26 protein-coding genes and 2 other annotated features are annotated in these 22,865 nt (G+C 29.8%); all 26 genes read left to right on the forward strand.

Annotated elements, in window-relative coordinates:
- Nucleotides 1-40 precede the first annotated feature (40 nt).
- The 26 genes from CDIF1296T_RS00500 to hdhA all read left to right on the forward strand — a co-directional run bounded on the left by CDIF1296T_RS00500 (nucleotide 41) and on the right by hdhA (nucleotide 22,453).
- On the forward strand, nucleotides 41-343 hold the full coding sequence (locus tag CDIF1296T_RS00500; protein ID WP_004453958.1) for a PTS sugar transporter subunit IIB: 303 nt from the start codon (nucleotides 41-43) through the stop codon (nucleotides 341-343).
- A 76-nt stretch (nucleotides 344-419) separates the two neighbouring features.
- Entirely contained in the window at nucleotides 420-1,769 is a 1,350-nt protein-coding gene (locus CDIF1296T_RS00505; protein WP_009887822.1) for a PTS galactitol transporter subunit IIC, read from the forward strand.
- 34 nt (nucleotides 1,770-1,803) lie between these two features.
- Nucleotides 1,804-2,277 carry a hypothetical protein gene (locus CDIF1296T_RS00510; protein ID WP_009895173.1) on the forward strand — a complete coding sequence of 158 codons (474 nt, stop codon included), beginning with the start codon at nucleotides 1,804-1,806 and terminating at the stop codon, nucleotides 2,275-2,277.
- Between the two features lie 171 nt (nucleotides 2,278-2,448).
- The gene (locus CDIF1296T_RS00515; protein WP_004453954.1) at nucleotides 2,449-3,099 is read left to right on the forward strand and encodes a class II aldolase/adducin family protein; all 651 of its coding nucleotides are present in this window, start codon (nucleotides 2,449-2,451) and stop codon (nucleotides 3,097-3,099) included.
- A 173-nt stretch (nucleotides 3,100-3,272) separates the two neighbouring features.
- Nucleotides 3,273-4,205, forward strand: a complete 933-nt coding sequence (locus CDIF1296T_RS00520; RefSeq protein WP_004453953.1) for a lipoate--protein ligase family protein — start codon at nucleotides 3,273-3,275, stop codon at nucleotides 4,203-4,205.
- Between the two features lie 273 nt (nucleotides 4,206-4,478).
- Nucleotides 4,479-5,192 (forward strand): 2-C-methyl-D-erythritol 4-phosphate cytidylyltransferase, encoded by a 714-nt coding sequence (gene ispD, locus CDIF1296T_RS00525; RefSeq protein ID WP_009895177.1) that lies wholly within the window; start codon nucleotides 4,479-4,481, stop codon nucleotides 5,190-5,192.
- Entirely contained in the window at nucleotides 5,189-5,674 is a 486-nt protein-coding gene (ispF, locus tag CDIF1296T_RS00530; protein WP_003425513.1) for a 2-C-methyl-D-erythritol 2,4-cyclodiphosphate synthase, read from the forward strand. Before ispD ends, ispF begins: the two co-directional genes overlap by 4 nt.
- 94 nt (nucleotides 5,675-5,768) lie before the next feature.
- Nucleotides 5,769-5,977: a binding site (T-box leader), on the forward strand.
- Nucleotides 5,978-6,040: 63 nt separating this feature from the next.
- Nucleotides 6,041-7,756, forward strand: a complete 1,716-nt coding sequence (locus tag CDIF1296T_RS00535) for a proline--tRNA ligase (protein WP_009895180.1) — start codon at nucleotides 6,041-6,043, stop codon at nucleotides 7,754-7,756.
- A 121-nt stretch (nucleotides 7,757-7,877) separates the two neighbouring features.
- Entirely contained in the window at nucleotides 7,878-9,323 is a 1,446-nt protein-coding gene (proS, locus tag CDIF1296T_RS00540) for a proline--tRNA ligase (RefSeq protein WP_009895182.1), read from the forward strand.
- 437 nt (nucleotides 9,324-9,760) lie between these two features.
- Complete coding sequence (gltX, locus tag CDIF1296T_RS00545; RefSeq protein ID WP_003435581.1) at nucleotides 9,761-11,242, forward strand: glutamate--tRNA ligase; 1,482 nt, start codon at nucleotides 9,761-9,763, stop codon at nucleotides 11,240-11,242.
- Nucleotides 11,243-11,462: 220 nt separating this feature from the next.
- Nucleotides 11,463-11,618 carry a hypothetical protein gene (locus CDIF1296T_RS00550; RefSeq protein ID WP_003421202.1) on the forward strand — a complete coding sequence of 52 codons (156 nt, stop codon included), beginning with the start codon at nucleotides 11,463-11,465 and terminating at the stop codon, nucleotides 11,616-11,618.
- Nucleotides 11,619-11,762: 144 nt separating this feature from the next.
- Nucleotides 11,763-13,160, forward strand: coding sequence for a cysteine--tRNA ligase (cysS, locus tag CDIF1296T_RS00555; protein ID WP_009895184.1), 1,398 nt, complete (start codon nucleotides 11,763-11,765; stop codon nucleotides 13,158-13,160).
- 2 nt (nucleotides 13,161-13,162) lie between these two features.
- Nucleotides 13,163-13,558 (forward strand): Mini-ribonuclease 3, encoded by a 396-nt coding sequence (locus CDIF1296T_RS00560; protein ID WP_011860630.1) that lies wholly within the window; start codon nucleotides 13,163-13,165, stop codon nucleotides 13,556-13,558.
- Nucleotides 13,559-13,663: 105 nt separating this feature from the next.
- The gene (gene thyX / locus CDIF1296T_RS00565; RefSeq protein WP_003421197.1) at nucleotides 13,664-14,422 is read left to right on the forward strand and encodes an FAD-dependent thymidylate synthase; all 759 of its coding nucleotides are present in this window, start codon (nucleotides 13,664-13,666) and stop codon (nucleotides 14,420-14,422) included.
- A 12-nt stretch (nucleotides 14,423-14,434) separates the two neighbouring features.
- A complete protein-coding gene (rlmB, locus tag CDIF1296T_RS00570; protein WP_009887855.1) occupies nucleotides 14,435-15,172 on the forward strand; it encodes a 23S rRNA (guanosine(2251)-2'-O)-methyltransferase RlmB in 738 nt (245 codons plus the stop codon).
- A gap of 2 nt (nucleotides 15,173-15,174) precedes the next feature.
- Nucleotides 15,175-15,702, forward strand: coding sequence for an NYN domain-containing protein (locus tag CDIF1296T_RS00575; protein ID WP_003421194.1), 528 nt, complete (start codon nucleotides 15,175-15,177; stop codon nucleotides 15,700-15,702).
- 64 nt (nucleotides 15,703-15,766) lie between these two features.
- Complete coding sequence (gene sigH, locus CDIF1296T_RS00580; protein ID WP_009892548.1) at nucleotides 15,767-16,414, forward strand: RNA polymerase sporulation sigma factor SigH; 648 nt, start codon at nucleotides 15,767-15,769, stop codon at nucleotides 16,412-16,414.
- 73 nt (nucleotides 16,415-16,487) lie between these two features.
- Nucleotides 16,488-17,681 (forward strand): elongation factor Tu, encoded by a 1,194-nt coding sequence (gene tuf / locus CDIF1296T_RS00585; protein WP_009887863.1) that lies wholly within the window; start codon nucleotides 16,488-16,490, stop codon nucleotides 17,679-17,681.
- A 249-nt stretch (nucleotides 17,682-17,930) separates the two neighbouring features.
- Nucleotides 17,931-18,080 (forward strand): 50S ribosomal protein L33, encoded by a 150-nt coding sequence (rpmG, locus tag CDIF1296T_RS00590; protein WP_003421192.1) that lies wholly within the window; start codon nucleotides 17,931-17,933, stop codon nucleotides 18,078-18,080.
- Between the two features lie 25 nt (nucleotides 18,081-18,105).
- Nucleotides 18,106-18,327 carry a preprotein translocase subunit SecE gene (gene secE / locus CDIF1296T_RS00595; protein ID WP_003429494.1) on the forward strand — a complete coding sequence of 74 codons (222 nt, stop codon included), beginning with the start codon at nucleotides 18,106-18,108 and terminating at the stop codon, nucleotides 18,325-18,327.
- Nucleotides 18,328-18,346: 19 nt separating this feature from the next.
- Nucleotides 18,347-18,889, forward strand: a complete 543-nt coding sequence (gene nusG / locus CDIF1296T_RS00600; RefSeq protein ID WP_003421190.1) for a transcription termination/antitermination protein NusG — start codon at nucleotides 18,347-18,349, stop codon at nucleotides 18,887-18,889.
- A 38-nt stretch (nucleotides 18,890-18,927) separates the two neighbouring features.
- Entirely contained in the window at nucleotides 18,928-19,353 is a 426-nt protein-coding gene (rplK, locus tag CDIF1296T_RS00605; protein WP_003421189.1) for a 50S ribosomal protein L11, read from the forward strand.
- A gap of 70 nt (nucleotides 19,354-19,423) precedes the next feature.
- Nucleotides 19,424-20,122: a 50S ribosomal protein L1 gene (gene rplA / locus CDIF1296T_RS00610; protein ID WP_009895188.1), complete on the forward strand. Its 699-nt coding sequence runs from the start codon at nucleotides 19,424-19,426 to the stop codon at nucleotides 20,120-20,122.
- 51 nt (nucleotides 20,123-20,173) lie between these two features.
- Nucleotides 20,174-20,302 (forward strand) — a sequence feature (ribosomal protein L10 leader region).
- Nucleotides 20,303-20,344: 42 nt separating this feature from the next.
- A complete protein-coding gene (gene rplJ / locus CDIF1296T_RS00615; protein ID WP_003421187.1) occupies nucleotides 20,345-20,851 on the forward strand; it encodes a 50S ribosomal protein L10 in 507 nt (168 codons plus the stop codon).
- A 57-nt stretch (nucleotides 20,852-20,908) separates the two neighbouring features.
- The gene (rplL, locus tag CDIF1296T_RS00620) at nucleotides 20,909-21,274 is read left to right on the forward strand and encodes a 50S ribosomal protein L7/L12 (RefSeq protein ID WP_003421186.1); all 366 of its coding nucleotides are present in this window, start codon (nucleotides 20,909-20,911) and stop codon (nucleotides 21,272-21,274) included.
- Between the two features lie 390 nt (nucleotides 21,275-21,664).
- Nucleotides 21,665-22,453 (forward strand): 7alpha-hydroxysteroid dehydrogenase, encoded by a 789-nt coding sequence (gene hdhA / locus CDIF1296T_RS00625; protein WP_003436172.1) that lies wholly within the window; start codon nucleotides 21,665-21,667, stop codon nucleotides 22,451-22,453.
- The last annotated feature ends 412 nt before the right edge of the window (nucleotides 22,454-22,865 follow it).

Consider the following 22,865-nt stretch of genomic DNA (forward strand, 5'->3'; position numbering starts at 1 on the left):
GATTTCTAACTATAGATATCTTTAAAATAAAATAATTTCAATGGGGGTGACTAATGTGGCTAAAAAGATATTAGTTGCATGTGGAACAGGAGTATGTACTTCAACAATTGCTATAAACAAATTAAAGAAAGCACTTCAAGACATTGGTAAATTGGATATGGTTAATATTACACAATGTAAAGTAGTAGAAGTTGCATCAAAAGCACCTGATTATGATTTAATAATTTGTACTACACAAGTATCTAGTAGTATAAAAACACCAGTGATAAATGGATTACCTTTTTTAACTGGTGTCGGAATGGATAAATTAATCAATGATGTATTAGAAGAGTTAGAATTATAATTAAAAAAATTAAGGAACATGGTCTCTAAAATCATAAGTTTTAGAGACTTAAAATTAAATAATGGAGGGTCTTTATATGGAGATATTAAATTTCATTGTTGGTCTAGGTGCACAAGTAATGATGCCAATAATAATATGTATTTTTGGTTTGATATTAGGTACAAAACTAGGAAAATCTTTAAGAGCTGGTTTAACTGTGGGAGTTGGGTTTATAGGTCTTAACACTATTATAGCTTTGCTAACAGATAATTTAGGTCCAGCTACACAACAAATGGTTAAGAATTTAGGGCTAAGTTTATCAATAATAGATGTAGGATGGCCAGCAGCATCAGCTATAGCTTTTGCATCAACAGTAGGGGCTTTAATTATTCCAATAGGTCTTGTGGTAAATATAGTTATGCTAATTACCAATACTACTCAAACTGTTGATGTAGACATATGGGATTACTGGCATTTTGCTTTTACAGGAGCTTTAGTGGCAGGGGCTACTCAAAGTGTAATGTGGGGAGTATTTGCAGCAGTAGCAAATATGGTAATTGTATTGGTAATGGCAGATTTAACTGCTCCAGGTATAGAGGAATATTTAGGTATGCCAGGTATATCTCTTCCTCATGGATTTACACAGGCATTTGTTCCAATTGCTATAGTAGTAAATAAATTATTAGACTTAATACCAGGCATAAATAAGATTGAGATAAATGCTGATACATTGCAGAAAAAATTTGGATTATTTGGAGAACCTTTAATAATGGGGTCTGTAATAGGTGTAATAATTGGTATTGCTGCGAAATATGATATAAAAGGAATATTACAATTAGGTGTAACTATGGGAGCTGTATTAATATTAATTCCAAAGATGGCAGCATTATTAATGGAAGGATTATTACCAGTATCAGAAGCTGCACAGGAATTTATTGAGAAGAGATTTAAAAACAGAGGCAAGATTTATATAGGCTTAGATTCAGCAGTAGGAATAGGTCATCCTGTTACATTATCAGTTGCACTAGTGTTGGTTCCTTTGACTATACTTATAGCAGCTATATTGCCAGGAAATAAAGTTTTACCATTTGCAGATTTAGCAGTAATTCCATTTGCACTTGTATTAATCGTACCAATTACAAAGGGAAATGTGTTTAGAACATTAATAATAGGAATAATTATAATTACTTCTGGATTATTAATCGCAACTAACTTAGCTCCATTATTTACCCAAATGGCTTTAAATGCTAGTTTTAAAATGCCTGAAGGAGCAACTATGATTTCAAGTATTTGTGATGGTGCGAATCCATTAAGTTGGGTATTTGTAAAAGTTATGAACTATAAAGTTATTGGAGGAGTAGTTTTTGGAGTTATAGCTTTAGGAATGGCTATTTACAATAGGAATAGAATAATAAATGAAAATAAAAAGCTATCTATAGAAGAATAAGGTTAAAACAATTTTATTAAGGAGTGTATAGGTTATGAAAAAATATAAATATGATTCTAAAAGATACTTACTCAGTGTTACAATACCAGGATTTTTTATGATTTTAATATTGATTTATGCACTGTTTAATAACTATACAAATTTTAATTTGAATATATATAGTTTGTTAATAATTGTCTGTACTTATGGTATATTCAATACTTTTATATCATCAAGTAATCCTAAAAAAATTATTATTGATAGCAAATGTATACATTTTACCTCATTTATGACTACACATAAGTATGAAATTAAAGATATAGAAAAGATAAGAATAAGAGAATTTTATAATAAAAAAATTTATCTAAAAATTAATGATGGAAAACTTTTCAAAGGTAGGTATTGGATAAGAACAAATATGTTTAATAATAGTATAGCATTATATAGCTATTTCATTGAGTTGGAAGAGTGCTTATATCCAGATTCACTAAAATTTAGAAATAAAAAATTTGAGAATAAGAACATATAAAAATAAAAAATTGAATTGAAGCCTAGCTTAATCTTTTTTGATAAGATATAAGTTTGAACTTTATACTAAATTTTTAGAATTTTCAATCAAGATAATAACATAATAGCTAAGCAATTAGAACACAACTAAGATGTATAAGGCATGTATATGATGAATGGGAGGATTTAATTAATGTTATTAGAGAAATTAAGAAAAGAAGTATTACAAGCATCTTTAGACCTTTTAAACTATAATTTAGTGACATTAACAGGAGGAAATGTAAGTGGGAGAGATGAACAAACTGGCTATATAGCAATCACCCCAAGTGGAATGGATTATAGAAATCTTACACCAAGTGATATTGTTATAGTAGATGTAGATGGAAATATTATAGATGGAAAATGGAAAGCATCAGTGGATTTATCAGACCACTTGTATATATATAAGCATAGAGAAGACATAAATAGTATAATTCATACACATTCTACATACTCAAGTTGTTTTGCTATTTTAAATGAACCTATAGAATGTGCAAGTACAACTCTTGCAAATGAAGTAGGGGGTTCAGTACCAGTTGCAAAATTTTCGCCACCAACATCTAAAAAGATGGGAAAATGTGTTATTGAAGCAATTGGTGACAAAAGAGCATGTCTTTTAGCAAATCATGGCGTAATTGCAGTTGGTCCATCTGTAGGACATGCTCTTACAGCCGCTGTAATGTTAGAAGATTCAGCAAAAGTATATTACTTAGCAAAATCAATTGGCACACCAGTGCTACTGCCTGATGAAGAAATTCAAAGAGCGAGAGATGTATTTTTTAATGTCTATGGTCAGGATAAATAAATTAGATAAAATTTTAAAAGTAATATGAAAATATAGATATTCAATGATATTAAGGAGATTTATAATGATATAATAAGTTTAATAGTTAAGAAGTAAAATATGAAATGTAATAGTATATAAATTCATTTAAGACTAAAAAGAATAAGATAAAATAAAAAGGAGTCTGTATTTCTATGTATTACTTATTAAACAAAAGCACAAATCCTTACTTTAATTTGGCATTAGAAGAATATCTATTTTTAAATGATAAATATAATGATGATATTATAATCATATGGAGAAATGAAGAATCCATTTTTATAGGTAAAAATCAAAATCCATATCAGGAAGTATATCATGATGTTATTGAAAAGGGAGAAATTCCTATTTTAAGAAGAATATCTGGAGGAGGAACTGTTTATCATGACTTAGGTAATATCAATATGTCATTCATACAAAAAGATAGGCAACTTCATGAGATAGATTTTTTGGAGCATACTAAGTTTATGCAAAAGATGCTTTCAACCTTAGGACTAGATGTATCTATAACTGAAAGAAAAGATTTATTTTTAAATGGGAAAAAAATTTCAGGCTCTGCACAGTCTATAAAAAGAAAAAATTCTCTTTATCATGGAACTCTTCTTTACGATTCAGATTTAAATAAATTAACTAAATATTTAAATTCAAATAAAGCAACTGAATCAAATGCAACTAAATCTGTTTCAAGTAAAGTTACAAATATTAAGTTTTTACTCGAAAAAGATATAAATTACTTTTTAGATTATTGTGTTGAATATTTAAAATCTAATATAAAGAATATAAAAGAACTTGAATTGGATGAAGAAGATATTAAAAGTGTATACAATATAGGAGAAGATAAATATAAAAAGATAGAGTGGACATATGGTAAAACGCCGAAATTTCAAGTAGTGCTACCATTTAATAATGAAAGTAAAATAAATATACATGTTAACAGATGGAAAGTATCAAAATTTTTTATTTCTTATGATGATAATGTAATTAATATGGACAAGTTGTTAGATTTGAATTTCTTTAAAGAAGAAATAAAAGAGAGTATTTTAGAAAATTATCCACATTACATAGATTTAATCAATTTAATATTTTAATATAAAACCTCTAATTTGATAAAATTGTCTTATATCAAACTAGAGGTTTTTAATATTCTTGCATATTAACAACCATTACAAAATTGTAAAATTAAAAACAACACTATTGAAAAATCAATATATATTGTAATAAATATATGTGTTTTTCATTAGCAAATAGACATTAACTATTTATACAACTGAAAATTTAATATATAATTAATCAGATGGTTAAAATAAAAATATTAAAAGTTTTAATAAATGATGGTTAAAAATAAAATACGAGGTGATACCATGTATAGTGTTATAATTGTTGCAGCGGGAAGCGGAAGGAGAATGAACTTAGATATAAACAAACAGTTCATAAAATTAAGAGAAAAAGAAATTATTGCTCATACAATTCAAGTTTTTTATGAAAATATAAATATAGATGAAATAGTGGTATGTATAAAAAAAGAAGAAGAAGATTTTTTTAAAGAAAATATAATAAATAAGTATAACTTTAAAAATATAAAAATAGCATATGGCGGAAAAGAAAGACAGGACTCAATATATAATGGTTTAAAAAAATTAGATAAAAATTGTGATATAGTACTTATCCATGATGGAGCAAGACCATTTGTCGACCATAGAATAATCAATGAATCTATAAAGGTAGCTAAAGAAAAAAAGGCTGTGGTTGTAGGTGTTCCAGTAAGTGATACTATAAAGATAGTGTCAGATGGAACAGTACAAGAAACTCCAGAAAGAAATTTGCTGTGGGCAGCACAAACCCCTCAAACCTTTGAATATAATCTCATAATAGATGCTTATGAACAAGCATATAAGAACAATTATTATGGTACTGATGATTCAATGTTGGTAGAAAATATAGGTCAAAGTGTCACTATGGTAATGGGTTCTTATGAAAACATAAAAATAACTAGTCCAGAAGATTTAAATATAGCAGAACAAATATTAAATATGGAAAAAAGAGATGAAGTTAACAGTAGAAGGAGAATTATATGAGAATAGGATTAGGATATGATGTACACAAATTAACAGAGGATAGAAAACTTATAATCGGTGGTGTAGAGATACCACACGATAAAGGTTTGTTGGGTCATTCTGATGCTGATGTATTGATACATGCAATAATGGATTCTATTTTAGGTGCTCTAGCATTAGGAGATATAGGGAAGCATTTCCCAGATACAGATGAAGAATATAAGGGAGCAGATAGTATGAAATTATTAGAACATGTGTATAATCTAATAACAAGTAAAGGATATAAAATTGGTAATATAGACAGTACTATAATTGCTCAAAGCCCTAAGATGGCTCCATATATTGAGAGTATGAGAAGTAATATATCAAAAGTTTTAAACACAGACATTGATAATATAAACATAAAGGCAACAACAGAAGAAGGTCTTGGTTTTACAGGAGCAAAACAGGGAATAGCTTCACAAAGTATTTGTTTATTATTGTTGACAAGTCAGAATAATTAATATATTATTAGTAATAAGTTTAATGGATATCAAGTAATAGGCCTATATAGAATATCTATAATGTATGAATTTAAGTGAAATTAATATAAATATAAAATTAGCTATGATAAAGAAATAGTAAAATGATGAAATCTTCACAGAGAGAAAACGGTGGTGAGAGTTTTCAAGAGGAAGTCTTTGAACCTGTCTTTTAGCTTAAAGGTATAAAAATCTTTACGGTAGGAACCGTTATATTCCCAAAAGAGAGCTATTCATATAGCTAACTAGAGTGGTACCGCGGAAATTAAACCTTTCGTCTCTATACTTGTATAGAGATGAGAGGTTTTTTATATTTTCAGGAAGTTAATATTCAGGAGGAATCTATTAATGAAAATGTCAAAAATGTTTATGCCGACATTAAAAGAAATCCCAGCAGATGCTGAGATTACAAGCCATCAATTAATGGTTAGGTCAGGCATGATAAAAAAAATGACTTCAGGTGTTTATAACCAATTACCAATGGGGTTAAGAGTGTTCAAAAAAATTGAACAAATAATTAGAGAAGAATTAAATAAAAAAGATTGTCAAGAAATACTTTGTGCAGCCTTACTTCCTTCTGAATTATGGAAAGAGTCTGGAAGGTGGACTGCTATGGGTGAAGAAATGTTTAGACTAAAAGACAGAACAGAAAGAGAGTACTGTCTTGGGCCAACACATGAAGAAGCATTCACTGATATAATAAGACAAGAAATTACTTCATATAAACAATTGCCACTGAACTTGTACCAAATACAAGTAAAATATAGAGACGAGAGAAGACCAAGATTTGGTGTTATGAGAACTAAGACTTTTACAATGAAGGATGCCTATAGTTTTGATGTAGATGATAAAGGTTTAGATAAGTCATATCAAGATATGTTTGATGCATATGTAAGTATATTTGATAGATGTGGATTGGAGAATAGCCCTGTACAGGCAGATTCAGGAGCTATAGGAGGTTCTACATCAGCCGAATTTATGGTTAAGTCAGAAGTTGGTGAAGATGAAGTTGTATTTTGTAGTGGATGTGATTATGCAGCCAATGTAGAAAGAGCAGAATCTTGTAATCTAGCATCACAAAAAGAAGAAATGAAAGAATTAGAAGAGGTTCATACACCAGGAGCAGCTACAATAAAAGAGTTAGAAGAATTTTTAAAAACTTCTCCAGATAAGTTTGCTAAAACTTTAGTATATGAGGCAGATGGAAAAACAGTTGTAGTCGTTGTAAGAGGAGATAGAGAAGTTAATGAAATCAAAGTATCTAATGCCATAGGTTCTGTTATAGAATTTGCTCTTGCTACAGATGATGTAGTGAGAAAAGTAACTAATGCAGAAGTAGGATTTGCAGGTCCAATAGGTATAAATGCTGACTATGTATTTATAGATAAAGAAATTGTTGAACAAAGAAACATAGTTGTTGGGGCTAATAAAACTGAGTACCATATAAAAAATGCTAACTATGGAAGAGATTTTGAAGGAATAGTTGGAGACTTTAGAAATGTTCAAGAAGGCGACAAGTGTATAGTATGTGGTAAGCCACTTGAAATAGCTAGAGGTGTTGAAGTAGGACATATATTTAAACTAGGAACTAAGTACTCAGAATCTATGAATGCAAACTTCATAGACAAAGATGGAAAATCAAAGCCTATAGTAATGGGATGTTATGGAATAGGTGTTGAAAGAACAGCAGCAGCTATAATTGAACAACATAATGATGAGAAAGGTATAATATGGCCTTTGTCAGTAGCTCCATACCATGTTGTGATAGTTCCAGCAAATATGAAAAATGAAGAACAAATATCAATAGCTGAAAATATATATAATGATTTGCAAGCTATGGGTGTAGAAGTTTTATTAGATGACAGAGATGAAAGAATAGGTGTCAAATTCAATGATTCAGAATTAATAGGAATACCTATGAGGATTACAGTAGGTAAAAATATTAATGAAGGGAAAGTAGAATTTAAACTTAGACATAAAGAAGATAAAGAGATAATTGACATAGAAGAAATAAATGAAAAAGTAAAGGCAGAGTTTATCAGGAATAATGTTAGGTTAGGATAATAACTTAAATAAGATATTGTATAGATAATCAAAGTTGTACTTTATAGACACCATTTTATCTATATATAAGGATATAAAATGGTGTTTTTTTATAAAACAAATAAATGAGGAGGTAATTGAAATGGCAAAAAATGAAAAACAATTTGTTGAAGAAATAACAAAGATGGAAGATGATTTTCCACAATGGTACACAGATGTAATAACTAAGACTGACTTAGTTGATTATGCACCAGTAAAAGGTTTTATGGTTGTAAAGCCATATGGATATGCATTATGGGAAAAGATGCAAGAATTTATGGATAAAAAATTTAAAGAAACTGGACATAAAAACTGTTATTTTCCATTATTAATACCAGAGAGTTTATTAAACAAAGAAGCAGAACACGTTGAAGGTTTTGCTCCAGAAGTTGCATGGGTAACACATGGAGGAAATAAAAAATTAGAAGAAAGATTATGTGTAAGACCTACTTCAGAGACTATAATATGTACAATGTATGCGAAATGGTTAAAATCATATAGAGAATTACCATATCTTTATAATCAATGGTGCTCAGTTGTTAGATGGGAAAAATCAACTAGACCTTTCTTAAGAACATCTGAGTTTTTATGGCAAGAAGGTCATACGTTACATGAAACAGCAGAAGAAGCACAAGAAGAAACAATACAACAATTAGAAGTATATAAAGCGCTATGTGAAGAATTACTTGCAATGCCAGTTGTAGCTGGTCAAAAAAGTGAAAGTGAGAAATTTGCAGGTGGTGAAAGAACATATACTATAGAAGCTATGATGCATGATGGTAAAGCATTACAATCAGGTACAAGTCACTTCCTAGGTCAACACTTTACTAAGGCTTTTGATATTACTTTTGCAGATAGGGAAGGAAATTTAGCTAATCCATACCATACATCTTGGGGAGCATCTACAAGACTTATAGGTGGACTTATAATGACTCATAGTGATAACAGAGGTTTAGTATTACCACCAAGAGTAGCTCCAATTCAAGTTGTTATAGTTCCTATAGCTGCTAAAAAAGGAAATGTAATGGAGACTGTTGATAAAATATATGCTGATTTAAAAGCTAAGGGAGTAGCTGTAGAAGTTGATGATAGAGATAACTATACAACTGGATGGAAATTTAATGAGTGGGAAATGAAAGGTGTTCCAGTAAGAGTTGAAATTGGACCAAAAGATATAGAAAATAATCAAGCTATGGTATTTAGAAGAGATACTTTAGAAAAGGATTCTATGCCTTTAGAAGGATTAGCTGATGCTATATGTGATTTATTTGATGTTATACACAATGATATGTTTGAAAAAGCAAGAAAACATAGAGAAGACAATACATCTATAGTTGAAAATATGGATGAGTTTAGAAAAGCTTTAGAAGAAAAGCCAGGATTCATAAAGACTATGTGGTGTGGAGATGCAGAATGTGAAGCTAAGATTAAGGAAGAAACAGGAGCAACTATAAGATGCTTACCTTTTGAACAAGAAAACTTAGGTCACAAGTGTGTGTACTGTGGAAAAGAAGCAGATAGTATGGTAGTAATGGCAAAAGCTTACTAAAATACATTTAAATAAAAACTGGGGTAGAAAGTATTTAATACTTTATCCCAGTTTTTTGTTTTTTATGAGTAATAAAATGTATTTGTAACTATGTCATAAGATAAGTCATAGATACTTATATTAAAAAGAATATAATAGAGAACTATTTTTAATAATTACATATTAATGAAAGCAAAATATTTTGTTATATAGATTTTCAATAAAGCAAACAATAAATATAAATGAATATTAGTAAGGAGTGCTTTTAATTTTTAGAAAATAAATGACTTAAAAGAAAGATTTATGAAATTAAAACTAGGATTTTCTGATATAATAAACATGTGTATTTTTAAATAAAAAGGATATTATTATTAGATTTGATTAAAAATAAACTTGCAAAACAATGTACTAGTTTAATATTATAGTTATATTGAATAAAATATCAGGAGGAAGTAAAAATGAATGTAAGAGTAAGGTTTGCACCAAGTCCAACAGGATTTGTACATATAGGTAGTTTGAGAACTGCTTTATATAACTATTTATTTGCAAAAAAAATGGGCGGAGAATATATATTAAGAGTGGAAGATACAGACCAAAGTAGATTAGTAGAAGGTGCTATAGAGAATATGCTTAATGCTATGAAATGGGCTGGTGTCAACCATAGTGAAGGTGTTATATTAGATGATAGTGGAAAAGTAGTACAAAAAGGAGAATATGGTCCATATATTCAATCTCAAAGATTAGATATATACCAAGAATATATAAAGCAACTTTTAGATAGTGGAAAAGCTTACTACTGTTTCTGTACAAAAGAAAGACTGGATGAAGTAAGAGATGCTCAAAGAGCAGCAGGAGAAACAGCTAAATATGATGGTCATTGTAAGAATCTTTCTAAAGAAGAAGTAGAAGCGAATATAAAAGCAGGAATACCATATGTTATAAGATTAAGATTGCCAGAGAATCATACAATTAAGTTTACAGACTTAGTTAGAGGAGATATGGAATTTAATACTAATGACTTAGATGACCAAGTATTAATGAAAACAGATGGATTTCCAACTTATCATTTTGCAGTAGTTGTTGATGACTATTTGATGAAAATTACACATGTTATAAGAGGAGAAGAATGGGTATCATCTACTCCAAAACATGTTTATTTATATGAAGCTTTTGGATGGGAAGCACCTGTATTTGTGCATTTACCAAATATACTTAATAAAGAAAAGAAAAAATTAAGTAAAAGACAAGGTGATGTAGCTGTTGAAGACTTTAAGAAAAAAGGATATTTACCAGAGGGATTAGTAAACTATGTAGCATTAGTTGGTTGGTCTCCTGAAGATAATCAAGAATTGTTTACAATGGAGGAATTAGAAAAAGCGTTCTCTGTAGAAAGAGTATCTAAAAGTGGTGGAGTATTTGATACTGAAAAATTAAATTGGGTTAATCAGCACTATATAAAAGATGGTGATGATGCTTATCTAACAGACTTAGCAATACCATTTTTAATAGAAGATGGATTTATAACAGAAGAAGAAGCTACTAATAAATATGATTTCTTAAAGAGTATGATATCAGTACTTAAAGAGAAATTACAATATGTAAAAGAAGTTACTGAACATGCAAGTATATTTTTTGGAGATAAAATAGAGGTAGAAACTGAAGAGGGAAGAGAGTTCTTAAGATTAGAACATATACCTACTTTAATAGATGCTTTGAGAGAAAAAATAGAAAAAACAGAGGTATTAAATGCTGAGTTTGTTCAAGCTATGCTTAAAGAAATACAAAAAGAGTACAAAATAAAAGGGAAAAATTTATTTATGGGCTCAAGAATAATTTTGACAGGGCAAATGCATGGTCCAGATTTACCAAAAGTAATGGAAGTTTTAGGAAAAGAAACTTGCTTAAATAGAATAGCTTATGTAAAAAATAATATATTATAGTCATAAAAGTCCGCTAATTTAGAAGCGGACTTTTTTTGTGTTAGTATTTGGTGAAAATATCTGCTTAAGAAAATGAAGGTATTTAAGGTAATAAATTTAATATATAAAAAGCAAAGCAAAAATATAAATAAAATATGAATAATAAACTAATAAAATATTAAGCATAGAAGAAGGGAATCTATTATTTTAGTTTGATTTAATTATTAAGGGGGTAATTACTATGTATAGTAATATTGATGATGTTAAAAAGGAATTAAAGGAGCTATGCTTAGAATATGTTACAATTTTAGAAAAATTAAAAGATGAAAAAATGATTACAGAAGAAACTTTTGAAAAGTGCTCTTCTCAAAAAAAAATATTTTTAGAAGAACAATAGAGGATGGTAATAGTATTATTATTATGTAGTTTGAAAGATAGTACGAAAAATGATAGTAATACTATTATTTATTGCAATTTTCAACTATAATATAATATATAATGTTAAGAAGATAATTTATAAAAATACAGTGAGGTGATGAGTGTGAAAGTTTATAATACATTGACTAGAACAAAAGAAGAATTTGTTCCATTAGAAGAAGGAAAGGTAAAAATGTATGTGTGTGGTCCAACAGTTTATAACTATATACACATAGGTAATGCAAGACCATTTATAATATTTGATACTCTAAGAAGGTATTTAGAGTATAGAGGATATGATGTAACTTATGTACAAAACTTTACAGATGTTGATGATAAGATTATAAATAGAAGTCATGAGGAGGGAATATCTCCTGAAGAAGTTGCGGCTAAGTATATAAAAGAATATTTTGTAGACTGTGATGGGCTAGGAATAAAAAGAGCTACTGTTCATCCTCAGGTTACAGATAATATACAACAGATTATAGAGTTTATAAAAGAGTTGGAAGATAAGGGATATGCATATGCAGTAAATGGTGATGTATATTTTGATACAAATAAGTTTGAAGGTTATGGAAAACTTTCAGGTCAAAAACAAGAAGATTTAGAGGCAGGGGCTAGAATTGAGGTTAATGACCAAAAAAGACATCCTATGGACTTTGTTCTTTGGAAGGCAAAAAAAGAAGGTGAGCCAGGATGGGATAGCCCTTGGGGAGAAGGTAGACCAGGATGGCATATAGAATGTTCTGTTATGTCTAAGAGATATTTAGGTGAAACAATTGATATACATGCAGGTGGGCAAGATTTAACATTCCCACATCATGAAAATGAAATAGCTCAAAGTGAAGCTAGAAGTGGAAAAACATTCTCAAAATACTGGATGCATAATGGATATATAAATATAAATGATGAAAAGATGAGTAAATCAAAAGGTAATTTCTTTACAGTAAGAGATATATCAAAATTATATGATTTAGAGATAGTAAGATTTTTCATGTTATCAGCACATTATAGAAATCCAGTAAACTTTAGTGATGAGATGTTAAATCAAGCTAAAGCAGGTCTTGAAAGACTATATAATACTAAAGAAAAATTAGAATTTACGCTAAGTAATTTAGTAGAATCTCCGTTAACAGAAAAAGAAGTAGAGCTTGTTAAAGAATTAGATGACTTTAGACAAAAATTCATAGATGCTATGGATGATGATGTTAATACAGCAGACGCAGTAAGTGTAATATTTGAATTAGCTAAGTTAATAAATTCTAATGTAGATGAAAATTCTTCTTTGGAGTTTGCTAAAAAATGCTTAGATGAATTTAATGAACTTACAGGAGTATTAAATATTGTAAATAAGAAAAAGGATACTGTATTAGATAAAGACATTGAAGAATTGATACAAAAAAGAACTGATGCAAAGAAAAATAAAGAGTTTCAATTAGCTGATGATATTAGACAACAATTACTAGATATGGGAATTGTATTAGAAGACACAAGACAAGGTGTTAAGTGGAAAAGGATATAAAAATGGAAAAAACTGAATTAGTTACTATGTCACCATTAGTTTTAGCATACTTAGGTGATACAGTGTATGAGACATATATAAGAGAATATTTAATTAGACAGAATACACAAAGAAAAGTTAATGATTTGCATAAACTAGCTATAAAGTATGTAAAAGCTAAAGCTCAGGCAACTATAATTCATGAAATTGAAATTGAGTTAACTGAAGAAGAGAGTAAAATTTATAAAAGGGGAAGAAATCAAAAGTCAAATACTTCTCCTAAGAATGCAGATATTATAGACTACAAACATGCAACTGGGTTTGAGGCATTAGTTGGATATTTGTATTTAAATAATGAAATAGAGAGACTTCAATATATTATCAATAAAGGAATCAAAATTATTGAAAGAGATATGTAAATATTAAAGAGTGTTGTCTTAATAATAAGTAATAAGGCAACACTTTTTTTATAACTAATGTATAATAAATATATAGAAATTAGTAATGAGAAAGGATAAAAAGTTATGAAAGTAAAATTAATATCACATACACCTGAACCAGAAAAAGTAATAGCTATGGCAGCTAAGCTATGTTATTCACCAGTTGGGACAGACGAAATAGAAAAAGACTTAACAGATGAAAGTATAGAGAAATTTTTAAATATGTTATTAAGTATAGGTCATGGGTCAATATTAGAACATGCTTCATTTACATTTTCAATAGAAGGTATTTCAAGGGCATGTTCACATCAAATTGTTAGACATCGTATAGCTAGTTTTTCACAACAAAGTCAAAGATATGTTAAATTAGAACAATTTGAGTACATAATTCCTCCAGAAATAGAAAAAATAGAAAAGGCAAAAGAGTTATTTATAGACTCCATGAAAAAAGACCAAGAGAATTATGATAAGTTAGTTGAAATATTGTTTGAAAATCATTATAATGACCTAATAAAAAACGGTAAAAATGAGAAAACAGCTAAAAGACAAGCTGAGAAGAAAGCAATAGAAGATGCTAGATACGTATTTCCAAATGCATGTGAAACAAAAATGGTATTTACTATAAATGCTAGAAGTTTGTTTAATTTCTTTGAACATAGATGCTGTGAAAGAGCACAGTGGGAAATAAGAAATTTAGCTGTGGAGATGTTAAGAGAGGTTAAAAAGGTTGCTCCTATATTATTTAAAAAGACTGGTCCAAGTTGTGTAAATGGAAGTTGTCCAGAAGGAACTATGACTTGTGGAGATATAGTTCAAGTTAGAGAAAAATTTAAGGCCTTGTAGGAGGTGAATAATTTGGCGAGTATAGAAGGAAGAAATCCGGTAATAGAAGCAATAAAAAGCGACAGAGAAATAGATAAAATATTAATTGCAAATTCAGCTAAAGAAGGTTCAATTAAGAAAATAATAGGAATGGCTAAAGATAAGAATATAATTATTCAGTATGTTGATAAACATAAGCTAGATGAAGTAAGTACAAGTCATTCACATCAAGGTGTAATAGCTTATGCAAGTGAGTATAAGTATTATGAATTAGATGAGCTAATAGATTTAGCAAAGAATAAAGATGAAGACCCATTTTTCATTATATTAGATGAGATAACAGACCCACATAATTTGGGTTCAATAATAAGGACAGCAGATGCAGTAGGAGCACATGGAGTTATCATTCCAAAAAGAAGGTCTGTACACATAACTCCTGTAGTTGCCAAAGCATCTGCTGGAGCAGTAGAATATATGCCAGTTTGCAAGGTAACCAATATAGTTAATACAATAAAAAGACTCAAAGAAGAAGGGCTGTGGATTGCTGCAGCTGATATGGATGGAGAAACTTTTTATAAACAAAATCTTACTGGTCCTCTTGGTGTAGTAATTGGAAGTGAAGGTTTTGGAATATCTAGATTGGTTAAACAAAACTGTGACTTTATAGTAAAAATGCCAATGATAGGTAATGTTACATCTTTAAATGCATCTGTAGCAGGTGGAATACTTTTATATGAGATATTCAGACAAAGACTGGATAAAAGTAAATAGGCATGAAAAAAAATATAAATCATTACTTAATAATAGATGGCTACAATATTATAAATGCGTGGGACAATTTGAAAGAACTGGCTAAAGAGGACTTAGAAGATTCTCGAGAAAAGCTTATTGATGACATTATAGAATTTTCTGAGTTTATGGGTTATAAGACTATAATAGTTTTTGATGCTTATAATGTTAAAAATTCTCGAGAAAAAGTTGAAAAAAGAAAACACATAACAATAGTTTATACAAGAGAACACCAAACAGCAGATAGTTATATAGAGAAATTTATAACTTCTTTATCAAAGTATGATGATGTAAAAGTAGCCACTAATGACTATGCAGAACAGCAAATGATTTTAGGAAAAGGTGCTACTAGAATGTCTGCAAGAGAATTAAAGTTAGAGTTAGATCGTTCCAAGAATAAAATGAAGGAAAAAAATATCGGTTTGAGGAAAAAAATTCAGCGAAATTGGTTGGAGGAAAGGTTAGATAAAGAAACATTGTCGAAACTTGAGAACATTCGTAGAAAGCGTTGAAATTACTAGGTTCTTTAGACTATAATATACCTATAAATTTGTTTTATATATGGGGGAGATTTACATGTTGGTAGCAAAAGAAAAAAGTTATGAGTTAGTGGACAATTGTCAGCAGGATGAGTATAACATTGTATTAAGAGCAAGTGAAGGGGATAAAATAGCACTAGAGTACATTATTACTAAATACAGAAATTTTGTAAAGGCAAAAGCAAAGTCATATTTTTTAATTGGAGCAGATAAAGAAGATATAATACAAGAAGGAATGATAGGCCTTTATAAGGCAGTTAGAGATTTTGATGGAAGTAAGACCAATTCATTTAAATGTTTTGCGGAGATATGTATAACAAGACAAATAATAACTGCTATAAAAACTGCAACAAGACAAAAACATATACCTTTAAATTCATATGTTTCTTTGAATAAACCAATATATGATGAAGAGTCAGACAGAACACTTTTAGATATTATAGCTACAAGTATAGTAACAGATCCAGAAGAGCTTATAATTAGTAAAGAAGAGTTAAAAAATATAGAATCAAAAATGAACGAATTGTTAAGTGACTTGGAATTAGAAGTACTAGAATTATATTTAAATGGAAAGTCATACCAGTTTATAGCGGACAAGCTTAAAAGAGATGTAAAGTCAATAGATAACGCTTTACAAAGGGTTAAGAGAAAATTAGAAAAACATCTTGAAAACAGAAATGATTAATAGTAAAATACTTACCATAAGCTTATTGTGAGCAAAATTAATTTATATCGAAAGATAAGGGAGGAAATTCAAAATGGCTAAAGCTAAATACGAAAGAACAAAACCTCATGTTAATATAGGGACAATAGGACACGTAGACCACGGTAAAACTACATTAACAGCAGCAATAACAAAAACATTATATGACAGATATCAATTAGGAGAAGCAGTAGATTTCGCAAACATAGATAAAGCTCCAGAAGAAAGAGAAAGAGGAATCACAATATCAACAGCACACGTTGAGTATGAAACACCAAATAGACACTATGCACACGTTGACTGCCCAGGGCATGCTGACTACGTTAAGAACATGATAACAGGAGCAGCACAAATGGACGGAGCAATATTAGTTTGTTCAGCAACAGATGGACCAATGCCACAAACAAGAGAGCATATACTATTATCAAGACAAGTTGGAGTACCATATATAGTAGTATTCTTAAACAAATGTGACATGGTAGATGATGAAGAGTTATTAGAGTTAGTAGAGATGGAAGTAAGAGATTTATTAACAGAATATGATTTCCCAGGAGATGACACTCCAATAGTAAGAGGTTCAGCATTAATGGCATTAGAAGATCCAAAGAGTGAGTGGGGAGATAAGATAGTAGAATTATTCGAGCAAATAGATGAGTATATACCAGCTCCAGAGAGAGATACAGATAAACCATTCTTAATGCCAGTAGAGGACGTATTCTCAATCACAGGAAGAGGAACAGTTGCAACAGGAAGAGTGGAAAGAGGAGTACTAAAAGTACAAGACGAAGTAGAGTTAGTAGGATTAACAGAAGCACCAAGAAAAGTAGTAGTAACAGGAGTAGAGATGTTCAGAAAATTATTAGACCAAGCACAAGCAGGGGATAATATAGGAGCATTATTAAGAGGAGTACAAAGAAACGAGATAGAAAGAGGACAAGTACTAGCAAAGACTGGATCAGTAAAGGCACACACAAAGTTTACAGCAGAAGTATATGTACTTAAAAAAGAAGAGGGTGGAAGACATACACCATTCTTTGATGGATATAGACCACAATTCTATTTCAGAACAACAGACGTAACAGGAGCTTGTAAGTTACCAGAAGGAATAGAGATGGTAATGCCTGGAGATAACGTAACAATGGAAGTAGACTTAATAAACTCAATAGTTGTAGAAGAGGGATTAAGATTCTCAATAAGAGAAGGTGGAAGAACAGTAGCTTCAGGAGTTGTTGCTACAATAATAGAGTAATTCTTTACTAAACTGATGGATTAAAAGGAATAACAAAAAGAGGGGTTATGCTCCTCTTTTTTTAACATAGAAATACAAAAACATTGACACAGCATAGGATTTTGTGATAACTTATACAAGGTAATGATTATAGGAAGTTAATAATATCTTGAATACTGTAGATTTTTAATAAATACATATTTTAAAGATATTATATTCACATATATTAACAATATATATTATTGTATTACAAAGTTGGAGGTGTATCAGATGAGAGTTAAAGTAACTTTAGCATGTACAGAGTGTAAGCAAAGAAACTACAACACTACTAAGAATAAGAAAAACAATCCAGACAGAATAGAATTACAAAAATATTGTAGATTCTGTAAAAAGCATACAACTCATAAAGAAACAAAATAGTTTTTTATAAGGATGTGAGTATGGAATGGCTGCCCAAAAAAATGACGGTGCAAAAACTAAAAAAAGGTTTAGTTTGTTTGGATACTTAAAAGAAACTAAACAAGAATTAAAAAGAGTTACATGGCCGACAAAAAAGGAACTGTTTAAAAACACAAGTATAGTTTTAACTGTAGTTATTTCATGCACTATATTAGTATGGGGTATAGACACTATATTATCTGGTGCACTAGCGTTATTACTAAAATAGACGAAAAGAGGTAAGTTAAATGTCAGAATTACAAGAAGCAAGTTGGTATGTAGTTCATACCTATTCGGGACATGAAAATAAAGTTAAAGCTACAATTGAGAAAGCAGTTAAAACAAGAGGTATGGAAGACTGCATAAGACAAGTAGTTGTTCCAACAGAAGAAGTAGTGGAAACTACTAAAACTGGAAAAGAAAAAACTAGACAACGTAAAGTTTATCCAAGTTATGTTTTGGTTAAAATGATAATAACTGATGAATCTTGGTATGTAGTAAGAAATACTAAGGGAGTTACAGGTTTCGTTGGACCTGGTTCAAAACCAGTGCCATTAAGTGAAGACGAAGTCAAAGCTATGGGGATAGACACAACAGATCCTAAAGTAGTAAATAGCGATATTGATTTTGAAATAGGAGATACAGTAAAAGTATCTCAAGGACCATTTAGTGGACAAATAGGTAACATAGAAGAAATTGACTTAGAAAATAGAGAAGTCAAAGTATGCATAAATGCATTTGGTAAAAGGACTCTATTTGTAATAGAGCTTGAAGGTATAGAAAAAATCTAATACTATATTATAGAAAAATCTGAGGAGGTGCGCTCAAAATGGCTAAAAAAGTTATAGGTCAAATAAAATTACAAATACCTGCAGGAAAGGCTACTCCAGCGCCACCAGTTGGACCAGCATTAGGACAACATGGTGTTAATATAATGGGATTCACAAAAGAATTTAATGCTAAAACTGCAGATCAAGCTGGAATGATAATACCAGTTGTTATAACTGTATATCAAGATAGATCATTCAGTTTTATAACAAAAACTCCACCAGCTGCAGTTTTAATTAAAAAAGCATTAAACTTAAAATCAGGTTCTGGAGAACCAAACAAGAAAAAAGTTGCTAAAATGACTTCAGCTCAAGTAAGAGAAATAGCTGAATTAAAGATGCCTGACTTAAATGCTGCATCAGTAGAAGCTGCTATGAGTATGATAGCTGGTACTGCTAGAAGCATGGGTGTTGTAATCGAAGACTAATTAAAAGATACACTTTTTTTTATAAAGTGGGAGGCTAGAAGCCGAAATTAACCACGAGGAGGAAAATAAAATGGCTAAAAAAGGTAAAAGATATGCAGGTGCATTAGAAAAAGTAGATAGAACTAAATTTTATGATGCATCAGAAGCATTAACATTAGTTTCAGATATAGCTGGAGCTAAATTTGATGAGACAGTAGAAGCACACATTAAATTAGGTGTTGACTCAAGACATGCTGACCAACAAGTAAGAGGTGCAGTTGTATTACCTCATGGAACTGGTAAAACAAAAAGAGTTTTAGTTTTTGCTAAAGGTGAAAAAGCTAAAGAAGCTGAACAAGCTGGTGCTGACTTTGTAGGAGCTGAAGAATTAGTTCAAAAAATACAAGGTGAAAACTGGTTTGACTTTGATATAGTAGTTGCTACTCCAGATATGATGGGTGTAGTAGGTAGATTAGGTAGAGTATTAGGACCTAAAGGTTTAATGCCAAACCCTAAATCAGGAACAGTTACATTTGATGTAGCTAAAGCTATAGATGAAATAAAAGCTGGTAAAGTTGAATACAGATTAGACAAAACTAACATAATACACGTTCCAGTAGGAAAAGTATCATTTGGTGGAGAAAAATTAACTGAAAACTTTACTGCATTAATGGATGCTATAATAAAAGCTAAACCAGCTGCTGCTAAAGGACAATATTTAAGAAGTATAACAGTAGCTTCTTCAATGGGACCTGGAGTTAAAATAAACCCAGCAAGAACAGCTGAATAATAAAACTGTTGACACAGGTTGACAAAAATGTTATTATATCACTTGTCAATGTAAAAAAGAATAGATTTGCCGTAGATAGTGGGTGCGAAAGCTTAATATCCCGCCGAGGTTTTAGATAAATTGAGATTACTAAAGCTTTTGATGTCTACTTTTGGCAACAAAAGCTTTTTATAATGTTGCGGTAAATACTAAGCCTATTTGGTGAAGGAGGTGCACATCTATATGAGAAAAGCTATAGAAATTAAATCAGAAGTTGTTTCTGAGATAGTTGAAAAGTTACAAAAATCTTCTGCTGCTGTTGTTGTAGATTACAAAGGATTAACAGTTGAAGAAGTAACTGAGTTAAGAAAACAAATGAGAGAAGCTGGTGTAGATTACAAAGTATACAAAAATACTTTAGTTAGAAGAGCAGCTAAAGAAGTTGGTATAGAGCAATTTAATGATGAATTATTAGTTGGAACTAATGCCATAGCATTTGGATATGATGATCCAGTTGCTCCAGCTAGAATATTAAAAGGATTCATGGATTCTCATCCAAAAATGAAATTAAAGATGGGTATTGTGGAAGGTGCATTCTATGATGAATCTAAGATTGTTGAAATGGCTAACATACCATCAAGAGAAGTTCTTATCGCTAAATTACTTGGTAGCTTAAAAGCTCCAGTATCAAACTTCGCATACTTAATAGATGCAATAGCGAAAAAGGCAGAAGGTCAAGAAGAAGCTTAATTGCTTAACTAAAAAATTATAAATATTAATTTGAAATAAAATTCGGAGGTGCTAAAAATGACAATAGAACAAATATTAGAAGCTATAGAAAATATGAAAGTTTTAGAATTAAATGAATTAGTTAAAGCTGCTGAAGAAAAATTCGGTGTATCAGCTTCAGCTCCAGTAATGGTAGCTGGTGCAGCTGCTGGTGGACCAGCTGCTGAAGAAAAAACTGAGTTTGATGTAGTATTAACTGACGTTGGTTCTTCAAAAGTTGGAGTTATAAAAGCAGTTAGAGAAATAACAGGATTAGGATTAAAAGAAGCTAAAGAAGTAGTTGACAATGCTCCTAAGACAGTTAAAGAAGGAGCTTCTAAAGAAGAAGCTGATCAAATAAAAGAGAAATTAGAAGCTGCTGGAGCTAAAGTAGAAGTTAAGTAGTTTCTTTAAAAAGATACCCATTGGGTATCTTTTTTTATTTATAAAAAACTATAAAGAAAGTATTTGGAATTATAAAGAAAGTATTTTTATAAAATAAAAAAATTTATATAATAGTACTAAATTAAGGGTATCATATATGGTGTAATGGTATTTTAATTTAACATTATTATCAAATTAAAATATAAACAATTGTTGTAATGTCTGTATATAAAGTATATAATTAAACTAAAATGTAAAATTTTACATTTTAGTTTAAAAAAATACACGAGTGTTTTATAAATAAAATGTAATAAATAATTAATTAACAAATATAAATTTTAAAATAAGTTAGATATTTAGAAAAATCGAAATTTGTAGGATTTAAAGGACATATTCAAGGAGGAGTTAATAATGGAAAAATTACAAGGAAAAATTGCAGTAGTTACTGCAGCAACAAAAGGTATTGGATTAGCATCAGCAGAGATATTAGCAAAAAATGGAGCAACTGTGTACTTAGCAGCTCGTTCAGAAGAATTAGCTAATGAAGTTATAAATAAAATAAGTGCAGAAGGTGGTTGTGCTAAGTTTGTTTACTTTAATGCTCGTGAAGAAGAGACCTTTACCTCAATGATAGAAGAGGTAGTTAAAAAAGAAGGTAAGATAGATATACTTGTAAACAATTTTGGTTCAACAAACCCTTCTCTTGACAAAGACCTTGTAACTGGAGATACAGATAATTTCTTTGACACAGTAAATACTAATTTAAAAAGTGTGTATTTACCATGTAAAGCAGCAATTCCTCATATGATAAAGAATGGAAAAGGAAGTATAGTAAATATATCAAGTATAGGTTCAGTATTACCTGATTTATCTAGAATAGCTTACTGTGTATCAAAAGCAGCAATCAACTCATTAACTCAAAACATAGCTACACAATATGCTAAAGACAATGTTAGATGTAATGCTGTACTTCCAGGGCTTATTGCAACTAAAGCAGCATTAGACAATATGTCTCCAGAGTTCATAAAAGAATTTTTAAAGCATGTTCCTTTAAATCGTATAGGGGAACCAGATGATATAGCAAAAGCTGTTCTATTCTATGCTAGTGATGACTCATCATTTATAACAGGGGATTTACTTGAAGTTGCAGGAGGATTTGGTTTACCTACTCCACAATTTGCAGATAATATATTAGGATAATTAAATTACTAATATGCAATGAAAGCTTATGCATTAGTTATAGTAGAAATGATATTTTTATAAAGGCCATAGATATAATTTATATTGGAAAGGTTTGAGGTTCAAAATTCCAAGTTAAATTTATTTATGGTCTTTATTTTGTATATTTTAATAAATTGTATATATTTGTATAAATGTAATTATTTACAATCATTTTAATATGGAATTATAATTAAATAGGGGGGATGGTACTTGTATAAAATTTTTTATAGAAAATTAGACCTATAAATGAAAAATATGGATTTTATATTGGAAAATTGTACATAATACATAATATATGCTTAAAATAATTTACAAAAAATCAAAAATAATGCATAGTTTACATATAAGATAAAAAATATATTGAAAAATACTTGACATTATGCTAAAATTA

It is taken from the genome of Clostridioides difficile ATCC 9689 = DSM 1296, from assembly GCF_001077535.1.
Lineage (GTDB): Bacteria > Bacillota > Clostridia > Peptostreptococcales > Peptostreptococcaceae > Clostridioides > Clostridioides difficile.

What these genes read in the sequence shown, in the direction of transcription:
- hdhA (WP_003436172.1), top strand. Translation starts at nt 21,665, where the DNA reads ATGGAAAAATTACAAGGAAAAATTGCAGTAGTTACTGCAGCAACAAAA.
- CDIF1296T_RS00515 (WP_004453954.1), top strand. Translation starts at nt 2,449, where the DNA reads ATGTTATTAGAGAAATTAAGAAAAGAAGTATTACAAGCATCTTTAGAC.
- rpmG (WP_003421192.1), top strand. Translation starts at nt 17,931, where the DNA reads ATGAGAGTTAAAGTAACTTTAGCATGTACAGAGTGTAAGCAAAGAAAC.
- CDIF1296T_RS00535 (WP_009895180.1), top strand. Translation starts at nt 6,041, where the DNA reads ATGAAAATGTCAAAAATGTTTATGCCGACATTAAAAGAAATCCCAGCA.
- gltX (WP_003435581.1), top strand. Translation starts at nt 9,761, where the DNA reads ATGAATGTAAGAGTAAGGTTTGCACCAAGTCCAACAGGATTTGTACAT.
- rplA (WP_009895188.1), top strand. Translation starts at nt 19,424, where the DNA reads ATGGCTAAAAAAGGTAAAAGATATGCAGGTGCATTAGAAAAAGTAGAT.
- secE (WP_003429494.1), top strand. Translation starts at nt 18,106, where the DNA reads ATGGCTGCCCAAAAAAATGACGGTGCAAAAACTAAAAAAAGGTTTAGT.
- CDIF1296T_RS00575 (WP_003421194.1), top strand. Translation starts at nt 15,175, where the DNA reads ATGAAAAAAAATATAAATCATTACTTAATAATAGATGGCTACAATATT.
- nusG (WP_003421190.1), top strand. Translation starts at nt 18,347, where the DNA reads ATGTCAGAATTACAAGAAGCAAGTTGGTATGTAGTTCATACCTATTCG.
- CDIF1296T_RS00505 (WP_009887822.1), top strand. Translation starts at nt 420, where the DNA reads ATGGAGATATTAAATTTCATTGTTGGTCTAGGTGCACAAGTAATGATG.
- tuf (WP_009887863.1), top strand. Translation starts at nt 16,488, where the DNA reads ATGGCTAAAGCTAAATACGAAAGAACAAAACCTCATGTTAATATAGGG.
- proS (WP_009895182.1), top strand. Translation starts at nt 7,878, where the DNA reads ATGGCAAAAAATGAAAAACAATTTGTTGAAGAAATAACAAAGATGGAA.
- rplK (WP_003421189.1), top strand. Translation starts at nt 18,928, where the DNA reads ATGGCTAAAAAAGTTATAGGTCAAATAAAATTACAAATACCTGCAGGA.
- rplJ (WP_003421187.1), top strand. Translation starts at nt 20,345, where the DNA reads ATGAGAAAAGCTATAGAAATTAAATCAGAAGTTGTTTCTGAGATAGTT.
- thyX (WP_003421197.1), top strand. Translation starts at nt 13,664, where the DNA reads ATGAAAGTAAAATTAATATCACATACACCTGAACCAGAAAAAGTAATA.
- sigH (WP_009892548.1), top strand. Translation starts at nt 15,767, where the DNA reads ATGTTGGTAGCAAAAGAAAAAAGTTATGAGTTAGTGGACAATTGTCAG.
- CDIF1296T_RS00510 (WP_009895173.1), top strand. Translation starts at nt 1,804, where the DNA reads ATGAAAAAATATAAATATGATTCTAAAAGATACTTACTCAGTGTTACA.
- CDIF1296T_RS00560 (WP_011860630.1), top strand. Translation starts at nt 13,163, where the DNA reads ATGGAAAAAACTGAATTAGTTACTATGTCACCATTAGTTTTAGCATAC.
- ispD (WP_009895177.1), top strand. Translation starts at nt 4,479, where the DNA reads ATGTATAGTGTTATAATTGTTGCAGCGGGAAGCGGAAGGAGAATGAAC.
- CDIF1296T_RS00520 (WP_004453953.1), top strand. Translation starts at nt 3,273, where the DNA reads ATGTATTACTTATTAAACAAAAGCACAAATCCTTACTTTAATTTGGCA.
- rplL (WP_003421186.1), top strand. Translation starts at nt 20,909, where the DNA reads ATGACAATAGAACAAATATTAGAAGCTATAGAAAATATGAAAGTTTTA.
- CDIF1296T_RS00550 (WP_003421202.1), top strand. Translation starts at nt 11,463, where the DNA reads ATGTATAGTAATATTGATGATGTTAAAAAGGAATTAAAGGAGCTATGC.
- CDIF1296T_RS00500 (WP_004453958.1), top strand. Translation starts at nt 41, where the DNA reads ATGGGGGTGACTAATGTGGCTAAAAAGATATTAGTTGCATGTGGAACA.
- ispF (WP_003425513.1), top strand. Translation starts at nt 5,189, where the DNA reads ATGAGAATAGGATTAGGATATGATGTACACAAATTAACAGAGGATAGA.